This window comes from Desulforhopalus singaporensis, assembly GCF_900104445.1.
Lineage (GTDB): Bacteria > Desulfobacterota > Desulfobulbia > Desulfobulbales > Desulfocapsaceae > Desulforhopalus_A > Desulforhopalus_A singaporensis.
On the sequence record NZ_FNJI01000055.1, the window covers coordinates 1 to 12,455 of the forward strand.

11 protein-coding genes are annotated in these 12,455 nt (G+C 44.6%); all 11 read right to left on the reverse strand.

From position 1 onward, the window contains the following. A partial coding sequence (locus tag BLQ17_RS20505) for a helix-turn-helix domain-containing protein (RefSeq protein ID WP_143005587.1) occupies nucleotides 1-238 on the reverse strand: 238 nt, incomplete at its 3' end. Between the two features lie 100 nt (nucleotides 239-338). Next, a complete protein-coding gene (locus tag BLQ17_RS20510; RefSeq protein ID WP_092226008.1) occupies nucleotides 339-1,199 on the reverse strand; it encodes a cyclase family protein in 861 nt (286 codons plus the stop codon). A gap of 393 nt (nucleotides 1,200-1,592) precedes the next feature. Then, nucleotides 1,593-2,939: an anaerobic sulfatase-maturation protein gene (locus tag BLQ17_RS20515; RefSeq protein WP_092226009.1), complete on the reverse strand. Its 1,347-nt coding sequence runs from the start codon at nucleotides 2,937-2,939 to the stop codon at nucleotides 1,593-1,595. Between the two features lie 566 nt (nucleotides 2,940-3,505). Continuing rightward, nucleotides 3,506-4,120 (reverse strand): aldehyde dehydrogenase family protein, encoded by a 615-nt coding sequence (locus BLQ17_RS20520; protein WP_176761358.1) that lies wholly within the window; start codon nucleotides 4,118-4,120, stop codon nucleotides 3,506-3,508. A 210-nt stretch (nucleotides 4,121-4,330) separates the two neighbouring features. Beyond that, nucleotides 4,331-4,468, reverse strand: coding sequence for a hypothetical protein (locus BLQ17_RS22775; RefSeq protein ID WP_176761359.1), 138 nt, complete (start codon nucleotides 4,466-4,468; stop codon nucleotides 4,331-4,333). 95 nt (nucleotides 4,469-4,563) lie between these two features. Further along, nucleotides 4,564-5,766: an L-2-hydroxyglutarate oxidase gene (gene lhgO / locus BLQ17_RS20525; protein WP_092226011.1), complete on the reverse strand. Its 1,203-nt coding sequence runs from the start codon at nucleotides 5,764-5,766 to the stop codon at nucleotides 4,564-4,566. Nucleotides 5,767-5,823: 57 nt separating this feature from the next. Further along, nucleotides 5,824-7,587 (reverse strand): aldehyde ferredoxin oxidoreductase family protein, encoded by a 1,764-nt coding sequence (locus BLQ17_RS20530; RefSeq protein ID WP_092226012.1) that lies wholly within the window; start codon nucleotides 7,585-7,587, stop codon nucleotides 5,824-5,826. Between the two features lie 26 nt (nucleotides 7,588-7,613). Next, nucleotides 7,614-8,348 (reverse strand): oxygen-insensitive NADPH nitroreductase, encoded by a 735-nt coding sequence (gene nfsA / locus BLQ17_RS20535; RefSeq protein WP_092226016.1) that lies wholly within the window; start codon nucleotides 8,346-8,348, stop codon nucleotides 7,614-7,616. 121 nt (nucleotides 8,349-8,469) lie between these two features. Continuing rightward, a complete protein-coding gene (locus BLQ17_RS20540; RefSeq protein WP_092226013.1) occupies nucleotides 8,470-9,495 on the reverse strand; it encodes a zinc-dependent alcohol dehydrogenase in 1,026 nt (341 codons plus the stop codon). A 660-nt stretch (nucleotides 9,496-10,155) separates the two neighbouring features. After that, nucleotides 10,156-11,346: an iron-containing alcohol dehydrogenase gene (locus tag BLQ17_RS20545; RefSeq protein WP_092226014.1), complete on the reverse strand. Its 1,191-nt coding sequence runs from the start codon at nucleotides 11,344-11,346 to the stop codon at nucleotides 10,156-10,158. A 103-nt stretch (nucleotides 11,347-11,449) separates the two neighbouring features. Then, nucleotides 11,450-12,226, reverse strand: coding sequence for an SDR family NAD(P)-dependent oxidoreductase (locus BLQ17_RS20550; RefSeq protein ID WP_092226015.1), 777 nt, complete (start codon nucleotides 12,224-12,226; stop codon nucleotides 11,450-11,452). Nucleotides 12,227-12,455: the final 229 nt, after the last annotated feature.

Genomic DNA, 12,455 nt, shown 5'->3' on the forward strand with positions numbered 1-12,455 from the left:
CATAGGCAACAACGGCCTCTTCTGTGAGCTCATCGACTCTGTTTTTAACGTTTGGTTTCCGCCTATTTTTGTCGATGAGCGCTTCAACACCACCATCCTCAACAGCGGCTTTGTATCTGTAGAATGTGTCTCTGGATAAGCCCATTATCTTGCAGGCTCGGGAGACGTTTGAAAGCTCTTCTGCGAGATTGAGAAGTCCGATCTTGTGTTTTACGATGCGTTGGTTACCATGGATCATGAGGGTTACCTCCTTATGTTTTGATGTTTGGTTGGCACCTATATCAAAACTGGCAACCCTCACCTTTTCAAGTGAAGTGTCAGATCAAATCGGAACTATCTCAGGTAATTACTATAGGATCAATAAGTGACCCGCTTGTTCCTTTTATTTTCAAAGGCAACGCAATATATACACCTTCTGTAACGCCAGCCTTACAGATTTCTTCAAGATCGAGTACTTCATTCATGAGAATACCGTTTTGCATCATCCAGCGATGCACGGTATGTTCTCCTACTATCATCTGCTCATATGATACAGTATCGGATCCTGTAAGCACTCCGCCGATCGAGGCCATATATTTTTCAGCCTCTAGGTTTGGTCCTGCTGCATTACCTCCATAATTATCCGTTTTGTTGTGGAAATATTTGATCATTCCGGTACGGATAAGAAATGCGGTGGGTACATTCGGCTTGATTTCTATGTTTTGTGAATCCAAACATCCCCTTATATCTTCGGCGGTTATACCATATTTTCGTGGCAAAGTTACCTGCCCTCCGGTATCTTCTCCGCCTTTATAATTCAATATGTCCAAAATGACAGCCCGCAGAATAATCGGGTGAAACTTGGAGCCATCCATCCAGTTGCATCCCCACCATTCCCTGGTCTTTTCAGCATCAACACCTTCACCTAATATTATCGTACCGCCGCCCTGGATCTCACCTATATGATTGAAAGCATCTACATGGGTTCCAGCGTGCATACAGGTTATTACCATATCGTTGTAAAGGGTTCCGGGAGGAGTAACATCCTCCGTTTCTCCGTGCCATTTATAAGGCAGTACACGAAAAGGCGGATGACCTGACCATAGGGGCATGTCTTCACTGCGAACAGTACCCAAATCGAAAACTTTGCCGTTTTTCATAAGACTCAGCAGATACGGAGTCATCTTTGGAAGCGGGAGTTTTCCATAAGGTTCTTTCATTTCTTAATGCTCCTCTTTGTTGTATGTTAACAAATAATGGCGAGGGGGGACTCCGAAAAGGCATGCATTGGTTATCAAATTAATGCCATTCCTGAGTGCAGAAGGTATGAACTTCAGATAGCTAATGAAGTTCATCGGGAACTTTTTCTTCTTCTATGAGCATTTGGTCACAAGTCAGAGCGGATCACTTGACCAGCAACCCGCCTAACTAATGCTTTCTTTCAGTATCGACTATTGTAATCGCAAAGACGAACAGACGCGATCCAAGAAAGATACTACTTATTTTAAAGGTGGCTCAGATAATTTGAACAGTTTTCATTTTTAAAGTGGAAAGACTCTGTAAATAATCCTGTTCACATTACTTTGGTTTCCACTTTTTTCAACTTACCTCACTCACTTCCCATGACATTTTTTATACTTCAAACCGCTACCACAAAAACATGGATCGTTCCTGCCCAATTTATTATATGCTATTTTTTTTGATTCTTTTTGCTTGATCCATTGCATGACGTTGGCCGGGGCCCTTTTCTTTTCCAGCTCCTTTGCCATGTAATTCATGAATGGTGTAGCATACTTAAAGAACATTTTGTATCCTTTGCATAAATAATTCAGGCCATCCTGTCCGTCCGGGGTTTTTATGAAGCGATTTTTAGGGCATTCGCCATGACAAGCAAAGTGGTATTCGCATTGCAAACAATACCTCGGAAGTGAGTTTCGTTTGGCCAGGCCGAAATCTGTTTGCTTCTGCGATGCCAGCATTTCCCCAAGTGAAGTATCCATCACATTTCCCAAGTAATAATTCTCATACACATAATGATCACATGAATATACATCACCATTATGCTCAATGGCTGCAGCCCTACCACAGGTATCACCAAAAACACATAATCCAGGAGATTGGCCAATCCAGTTTGCAAGGGTAACATCAAAAATCTGCACAAAATATCTTGCTACATCATTGCGCACCCATTCATCGAAAATTGCACAAAGGAATTCTCCGTATTTTTCAGGATCAACTGACCATTCAGTTACGTGAGCTTTCTTTTCATAAGCTTCTGTTACCAGTTTCAAGTTATCATCCTGCGTTGCACTGCACTCTACTATAGGAATAAATTGCATAAAAGTACTTCCTATAGATTTCAAAAAACGATATATCTCAAGAGGATACTGTGATGTAAGGTCATTAACTACCGAAAGTGTATTGAATTCAACCTGATGTTTATGCAACAATTCAATGCCTTTCATGATCTTGCGGAATGTAGGTTCTCCGCCTTTGGTTCTACGGTAGTGGTCATTCAGCTTTTCAGGTCCGTCAATGGAGATCCCAACAAGAAAACCATTATCTTTAAAAAAGCTGCACCATTCATCAGTAATATAAGTACCATTTGTTTGAAAGGCATTTGCAATTGTCTTTCCATTGGCATATTTTTTCTGGAGCTCAAGAGCTTTTTTGAAATAATCAACACCCAGCATAGTTGGTTCACCACCCTGCCAAGCAAAAGTGATATGTCCTGCTTCCTGATCCTGAATATAACTTTTTATAAACTGTTCCAGTGCATTTTCCCGCAATTTAAATTTAGTGGTATCAGGATAAAAATTCTCTTTTTCCAGGTAATAGCAATATGTACAGTTTAAATTACATTTAGGGCCGATTGGTTTGGCTATTACGCTGAAAGTTTTTGGGACAGGGAAATGCCTGTGAGTGTCACCGAAGCGTATGGTTTTTGATTGATTTTTCATTAAATCTCACTTTTCCGACTTGACAATTTGCTCGAGAAATATCGTTATATATAATACGTTAAAAACCATTCACTTCTTGGCATCTTTTTTGGTCATAAATATCAACAATATCAAGAAGAAAGCACAAAATATACATTACCAACAATACCAGGTGCAACAAGAGGTAAAACAGCTGCAAAGTAAAATACCCACGTTCATTGGAATCTTTCAGATCGGAAGACTCTGTAAATAATTTTGTGTAACTGCTTTTTCTCAGATCTCAGAGAAACGATCTTCGAATTCAATTAGATAACGGTTCATAGCAATAACTGATTGCCTTTTTATGGATATTAAATCCAATATAACACATACTGTTCGTACGGGATCTCCCTGTGCTATGATTCTATGCAGCATATCCGGTTGACATGCGTCTTTCTAGGCAGCTCGTATAAAGCAATTTTATTACAGGAGGTCTCTTTCTTTTTCTCTCCCTACTTATGCATCCAAACAGATTAATTCGGAACTATTTCACTTTAAGCACCTAGGAACACAATAATAATTTCAAACAGACCTATTTACCCACCGGCTCAACAGAATCGACAATACTGATGCTGCGAACCAAGTACCAGGCCAAGATCGAAGGCCAGCATGTTAATATCCAAGAAGTCTTTCGGGATTCGCTGCTCAAGCACGTCGGTGACCGCTTTGGGATCGAGGATTTGGGTGATAACGATCAGTGTACCCAACGCGCAGATATTGTAGACGATGGGCCTACCCACCCTCGACATGACCTCATCGACATCGACATTATCGCACACAATAAACGAAGCTTTTCGCCCAATGTCAGTGGAACCAGCAAAACTCACTTTCCTGCCAATCAGGTATGTTGTCAACTCATCTCCTATAGCGGAAACTGAGTCAATGACCACACTAAAGACCCCGTCAGGCAAGCCCGCACGAAGTGATAATTCCGCAATCGCCAGAACAATAAATGGAACTTGCCTTGCCGGTTTCACAAAAGCGATGCAACCAGTAGCAATTACTGAAGCCACTTTACAGGTGACCATCGCTGCAAGAAAATTCCATGGTTTATAGCTACACATACCCCCATCGGCTGACCGGCAACTATAATTGCGCTGGTCCGGCTGAACAGTGATGGAATAGTGTTCCCAGAAATGCGTTTTCCTTTTTCTACATACCACTAGACAAAAGCAGCCGAGCAGGCAACTTCTCCTTTGGTCTCATCAAAAGATTTCTTCATCTCTAAAGTGAAAATAACGGCCCGCCCCCTAATGCTCCTACATGAAGTTAGACTGTCAATTAAATATCCCATAACGTTGCGTTGCCGTCTTCTGTTTCCCATCGACTAGTACCTTATCAGCAGCAATGAGGGCATGGGCCGTTTCCTCTTTTCAGAGAAGAGTCACGATTGCAAGCACAACACCATCGGCAGGACTTTTTACGGTCAAAATGTTTCCTGACCCGTTTGATACCCGCGCTCCACCAATCCCCGCCCCCTGCTTAAATGGATCATTGTCAGCAAGTTTCATCGGTAGCCTCATTAGTAAATAGTATTTTATTGAATATTTAGTGTTTCTTGTTCTGTAATCGTATTTTGAACGGCTGTGTTAAAAGGGCAGACACCTTACAGAGAGTGCTTTTCACACAATCGATTACAGATATACTCGCCAATGGGCATTGCTGAAGTTGCAGCAGGTGACGGCGCGTTGCACACATGCAGAGAACGTTCGCTCTCGGCAAAGAGAAAGTCATGAACCAGGGAACCATCTTGCATAACAGCTTGGGCTCGAATCCCGGCGGGGTAGGACTGTAAATCCTGCAGTGACAACGATGAACAATATTTTTGAACCCTTTTAAGATAACCGGGCTTAAACCAGGAATTAATGGTTTCACTAATACCGGACTTTAAATTCGACCGAACAACCTTCCAAAAGCCAGGAAATTTTACCATTTCAGATACATCTCGAAGGTCAAAATTGACCCTTCCATAACCTTCCCGTTTATAGCCCAGCACGGCATTGGGCCCAACAGTTACTACACCATCAATCATTCTAGTCAGATGTACGCCAAGAAATGGAAGTTCCGGGTCAGGTATAGGATAGATAAGGTGCTTGACGATGTCCTTATATTTCGCAGGTAACTGGTAATATTCACCACGAAACGGGACTATCTGGAAATCAGTATCTATGCCGACCATTCGTGCGACCCTGTCAGCATGCAGCCCCGCACAGGCTAGCAGGTATTTACCCATAATCTTTTCAGATGGCAGATAAGCAGCAATAATGTTACTACTCTCTTCAAGCTTTTCCACTGACTGCCCCATTTTGATCTCTCCACCAAGGGACACAAAAAGCTCAGCCATTTTGTTGCAGACTTCATGAAAATTGGTAATGCCTGTAGATGGTACCAGAAGAGCGCCGAGGCCACTGATATTTGGTTCCAAAGTGTGAAGTTCTGCTTCTGAGATCCTCTCAGTGGTAATGCCGTTTTTATTGCACCGAAACTCTAGGTCATACATTCTCAGTAGTTCGGATTCATCAGTTGCAACAAGCAATTTACCGCACTGCTCAGTATCAAGTCCATGCTCCCCACAAAATTCAAATGTCCATAAAGAACCTCGCCTGCAAAAGTCCGCCTTCAAGCTACCCGGCTGATAATAGACTCCGGCATGAATCACCCCGGAATTGTGGTTTGTCTGATGTGTACCAAGACCATTCTCCTTCTCAAGGAGAATAATCCTGGCCTCCGGAAACCTCAATTTAAGTTGCCACGCAGAAGAAATGCCGACAATTCCACCACCAACAACGATAAAATCATATTCGCTCATGCTAATCCTATATTTACCTTTTTCAGGATAAGCCAATATACATCCCCCATAGGCCTCCTATTCCTCAGAAATTTTGGGCGTACCATGCTCATCCCAACCTCTGATCCTGTAATAATCCGATTTCAATTGTTCAAAATCTTCTTTACTGATTACTTTTTTCTCGGACCCAATACCTTCTTTATGAAAACGCTCTGGGAGCTTGTCATCTTCCTGGGTTATGCCCTCACGTAAATTAAAGTATCTTGTAGCATTTTGTATATCGGCCGCAATTCTCTGCAACCCATTCTTATCAAGCTCCATCCCAGTGGTTATGCCCACTATTTCTGAAAACTCTTCCCACAGATAGATATCGCGATAGAACCGACACCCAACCATGGCATCCATTAAGGTGAGCCTGTCCTCAAAGTCAACAAGCATTGCTGCCTTTCCTTTAATCTGATCGAATTCGCAGACACCGGAGAGTTCACCTTTGAAGGCCGTGGTTCTCGCATGGCATGCTCCTCTGGCCGAAGTAGCATATGCCAAGCCCATACTCTTTAGAATTCTGGGATCATAACCAGCCGGTTCCATACCTTTTACATGAACTGCGATATCCTCCATATCCCAGAGTTTAGCGGCATACCGTATACCTTCAGCAAGAATTGCTCCGGTTCCTTCTTTATTGGCGATATCAGTTAAGAGGGCAGAAATGGCCTGAGTATTGCCATATTCCAGGGGATCATCAATCTTTCCGCGCATCTTTGCCTCAATGGCGAATCCAGCCAGGTTTCCGGCTGTTATTGTATCCATACCCAACCGATCACAGACATCGTTTAAATGCATAATTTCGTCGAGTTGCTTCACCATGCAAAGACCGCCAAAGGCAAAGATCGTTTCATATTCAGGTCCTTCGATCCGCAGACCTTTGTAGACCCCTTTCTCAATCGTGGTCATCCTACCGCATGCCATGAAACAGCGCCTGCATGCATTCGGTTTGACTGAGAACTCCCTGTTTAGGGTTTCCGCCGAAATGGCATCCTTGTGATCAACCTTTCCCTGGGACCAATACTTTGCAGGAAACGCCTCAATGCCATTGATGATATCGACCATCCCCGGTGTTCCCAGTTTCTTGAAAAATTTCACCACCGGAAGTTCCCTTGATTTCAAGGACCATTTCTTTACAAATTTGAGTTCTTCTTCGGGGTTGGCCACCTCTCTTTTCCTACTTCCATGAAAAGCCAAAGCCTTTACATTCTTTGAGCCCATGACAGCACCTGCACCGGAACGTCCGGCATGGCGCCAGTAGTTGTTGGCGATAACAGCGAAACGGACCTGATTTTCAGCCGCCGGGCCAATAACCAAAATACCCGCCTCCTTGTTATCCACCCTTTCAGCGACTATGTCTTGGGTTTGATACGCATCTGCACCCCAGATATCAGTTGCATCATGGAAGACTACACCACTGTCACTCACCTCAAGATATACCGGGTGTTTGGCTTTGCCCTTAAGGACAAAAGCGTCGAACCCCGTTCGACTCATCGGTTCAGCAACTTTGCCGCCGGAATAGGATTCAGAAAATATTCCAGTTTGGGGGGACTTTGTATATACTCCCCAGCGGCTCGATCCCCATATTCTGGTATCATTCATAGGACCTAGGGCAAAAATGAGGTGATTCTCAGAAGAGAAAGGATCAACACCAGGTTTATTGTATTTCAAGAGTAGATGGGCCGCCAGGCCCTTGCCACCAAGATATTTTTTACAGATTTCATCACTGACCGCTTCTTCAAAATAGGTTTGATCTGTAAGGTCTATGTGCAATATTTTGTTAAAAAAACCCTTCATGTAACTCTCCTTTATATTAAACGTAACTACTGCAAATCAAACCCTTTGCTCCGAATGAAATCCTTCATGTGCGGACGCATAGGCTCTACTGTCATCCTGGCAATCTGTTTTGTCCAGTTATCCTCTCTGCTTGCATCTGAACGCTCCCGGTAGTACTTATTGCAGGTTTGGTCATATGCTTTTATCGACGCCAAATCATCAAAAGAGTATTTTTCCTCCTTGACTATGACCTCCAGGGGAAGTCGTGGTTTTACCTCCGGGACATCACTTGGATACCCCAGACAGAGACCGAAAACAGGATACACTTGTTCCGGTATGTCCAGGATTTCACACAATTGAACAGGATCATTGCGTATCCCCCCTATAAAGACCCCGCCAAGTCCGAGAGATTCGGCCGCCAACATAGTATTTTGGGCAACTAAGGCGACATCCACCGTGGCAATGATAAACTGTTCAGTATAACCGGTAAGCATTTGACGGTTTTGCATTTTGCATGCAAGTTCTGAGCGTTTCAGATCCGCACAGAAAACAAAGAATAATGGGCACTCCACAACCCAGGTCTGATTTCCTGCAAGAGTGGCTATTTTTTTCCTTGAAGCTGGATCATTGACCCGAATGATTGAATAGGCCTGTATAAAATTTGAGGTCGAAGCTTGACGGGCTGCATTCAGAATGATGGTTATTACTTCCTCATCAACTTGCTTTTCCGTGAAGTTACGAATTGAACGATGAGTTTTCATAACACGGATCACTTTATTCATAACTTCCCTCATAGTGTGTATACATAAGCGGCATACCCTGCTCTGCTGTGCACACCTCCCGTAGCCTAGGGGGGGGAAACCTGTGTGGGTTGAGAGTTCTCACTGTTTTCTCCAATACTTTTTACGGAACAAGCACCGGTTTAATGACTTGCCTTTTCATGGCCGCTTCAAACGCCGTTTTTACCTCTGGAATGGGATAGACACTCATAAGTGGAGAGAGGTCTAGAAGACCACCAGCCATTAGCTGCATAACCCTCCGATAATCATCATCTACTGACGCGTAAGAGAAGAAAAAAGAGAGTGACCGGCGAACAGCAAGTGTTGGTTGCCAATGAACTGGTTGGCTGTACATACCAACTACTATGAGTGAGCCACCCTGACGAAGGCACTCAACTCCTGACAAAAATGCGGACGGGACTCCGGCAGCCTCGATCCAGACATCCGGTGCAGCTCCTTCAAAGGCAGTAGCAATACCAATCAACTCCGGATCTCTAGTTGCATTAACTGTTGTAATACCTTGTTTTTCCGCAAACGCAAGCCTGACTGCCACATCATCCTCAGCACCTATAAGAACAACTTTAGCGCCATGAAGTGTAGCTAGCATGCAGCAAAGAAGACCGATTGGTCCGGGTCCAGAGACGACAACTCGATCTCCAGGGAGAATCCTCACCTTTGACAGTGCCTGCATGGCCACAGATGCCGGCTCGACCAGCGCTATCTGTGAGATATCCACTTTTTCAGGAACAGGAATAAGATGGCGGGCATTAACCACGGCATGGGAGGCCATTCCACCATCCATGTTTAGTCCGATTACCTTCCTATCCCGACAAAGATTTGTATTTCCTCTTCGGCAGTCAGCACATACCAGACACCCCTGAATTCCAATAACAACAACCTTGTCCCCTTCTCGAAAATCACTAACACTCGAGCCCACAGCAACAACAATCCCGCCAAACTCGTGGCCGAGAGTCACCGGTGGTGATACCCACTCATACCCCTTGGCCGCTTCATAAGCGTGGAGATCACTCCCACAAACCCCACACCCGCTGACGGCGACCAGGACTTCATTTTCGCCGGGCTCCGGCATAGGGAAAGAACGCAATTCTGCTTCAAAAGGCTTGTTTCCGTATTTTACAAAGGCCTGCATATGTTCTCTTCCTTAAAATTCTCTAAACATAACAATATAAACGCCTTCCATGATGTATACGTGATCGGTCACAAGCATGGTGTGTGTCCTACATGCTGCTCGACAAGAATTATCGTTACACCAATCAAGGCAATCTGTTTGACCGTATCAAACATCTATTTGGCCAGAAGTGGCATCTCGTCAATCATGAGCAACCTGGGTTCAACTATAAATGCCCCGCGATAGCACACATTTGCTATTCAGCACCGGAAAGCGATCCTTCCACCTGGACTGTCAAGGTCGTAAATAGACGATCTCCTACCATTACATAGCCGATTCCGGGCACCAACCACCTCTTCCGCTTTTACCGTCTGGTCTGTTCCTCAAAAGCGCTCTTTCCATTGGTGCTGTCAAGCAAGCCTAACCGCGCCAAGCGTTATTGACTTGCCACTCGGATTTGGACCCAAATGAGCTACGATCTAACCTTCAGCGACCTCCATAGAGACATCCCGGAGGGCATGAAAATCAACACAGAAGGACCTATGTTTACTATTTTCAAACAACGCCAATTAGTCTTCTCCAAATCGTTTCACCGCGTGGCCGAAAAGATACCTTCCTAGCCTATTTTGTTTCCGTCTTAAAAACTGCTCTTTTGCATACGTGCGTGCTTTCAGGTGATTTCTATCCACCAAAATAGCTGCAGCACTGGTCCACATCGCCATCGTACATAAATGAATAAAATTTCTCCAACCGCTCCCTAGTAATAGGAGAAGGATTTGTAGGCCGGGGGTATTTGCTCAGGCACTCTTCAACCATCCCGCCTAAATCATTTTCCTGTAATCCGATTTCTTTCAGCGACAGTGGGATACCAAGTTCAGCGACCAGACTGCTCACTTTATCAATCAGTTTTGGAACGCCATTCTCGCTTTCTCCCAACACGAGATTGGCCAAAGATTGCAGCTTTTCAGAGCATTCCTGCAGGTTAAAAGCTATAGTATAGGGTAACGCCATAGCACAGGAGACACCGTGGGGCATTTTGGCACGATTGGAAATCGTATACGCAACCGAGTGTCCTAAAACAACCCCCGCATTGAGGCTCAAACCACCCGTATACGCAGCGTATGCCATCGCCCTGCGGGCGTTAAGGTTGTCGCCCTCGTTATAAGCCGTTTTCAGCCACTGGATCACAGTCGAGATTGTGATAATCGCCTGAGAATCTGTGAATGGACTCGCGTTGAGTGACATAAATGCTTCAAGTCCATGACTCAAAGCATCCAGACCTGTCGCTGCAGTTACATGGGGCGGCAAGGTCATGGTCATCAAAGGGTCAAGGACTACTCCCATCGGTACCAACTGAGAACTGAAAACTATAGCTTTCTTCCCCTCAATAGCCAGCATGGACACTGCAGTCGCCTCGGCACCTGTCCCTGCAGTGGTGGGAACATTGATCAGTGGAAGAGGATTAATTGGGAACCGGGTGGGGCCGAGATAATCAGTCACTGCGCCGTCATTGACTGCCAGAGCTGCTGCCAGTTTCGACATATCAAGAGCGCTCCCTCCACCGACACCAATGACCGCTTCATATGGTTTGGAGCGACTTGTATCAACAAGTGCATTGGCGACCTCCAAGGTTGGTTCACCAACAATATCACTAAAAAAATCGACATTAAAATCCGCCTCTTTAAGAGGTTCCATTATCTGCTCGATAAGACCAAGTTTTACTACCTCCTGATCAGCAACGATCAAAAGATTACCTTGAGAGATCTGCCTTGCAGTCAATATGTCCGCAACCTGCTTCGCAGCTCCGTCGCCGTACAGGACGTGCGAAGGAGAAAGGCATGTCCTAGTATTTTCGCTGTTAAATAAAATCATCTTTGCTCCTTGGTGGTTGAGTTAAACACGTAAACTCATATCGACTTAAAATCACCGAAAGAAAATCGGTTAACATTTCAATCACATAATTTATGTACAATGATCATGCAGCCATCCAGCCTCCATCAACGTAAATAACTTCACCCGTAATGTAGTTTGAAGCGGGTGAAGCAAGAAAAAGAACCGTGTTGCCAATCTCCTCCGGTGTACCGAACCGGTTGATTGGTATTCGTGACAACATCCATTGAGACCGCGTTTCATCAGAAAAAGCGGGCTCAGTCATAGCCGTGCGTACATAACCTGGAGCAACAGCGTTCACATTTATGTTGGCATCAGCAAGCTCAACTGCCAGCGCCTTGGTTAAGGCAAAAATCCCTCCTTTGGCAGCTCCGTAAAGTGCTATACCACTGACGCCTATCTTGCTTGTCAATGATGCAAGATTGATGATTCTTCCTCCGCCGGTTTTTGCCATTTCCCGTGCTGCACACTGCGCTGTGAAAAAGGCGGACTTTAGCTGGATATCTATGATTGTATCAAAATCTTTGGACGAGAAATCAAGAACCGGCTTGCGAATATTGGAGCCAGCATTGTTTACCAGGATGTCAATCTTACCAAAGCGGGATATGGTCTCACCTATGAGACGCGCCGGAGTATCTTCCTGACTGAGATCTGCCACCATAGTCTCCACTCTTCTCCTACTGTCTGCCACCAATTGTTGCTGTGCCGTGACAAGCTGGGACTCTGTTCTGGCAGCCAACATGAGGTCAGCCCCTGCACCCGCAAGTGCTGATGCGATTCCATAGCCTATTCCCCTTGCACCACCGGTAACAAGAGCAACCTTTCCAGCAATAGAGAATGTTTTTTCAAGATAATTGTCCATAAATTTTCCTCTGACTTATGATTGATGATGAGAATATTGCAAAGGGTGTTCCACACTTAAGACAAACAGACAATTAACTGTATAAGACGATGAAAATATGGATATTATAGAGATCGTTTAGCTCCAGCTAAACATGGTGACTGTTCCGGCAAGTGTGTTTCGATATGGAACATGTGTCCCATTTAGGAACGCACTGGACATGTATCGATTGCTGTTTCTGTTTTAAAGT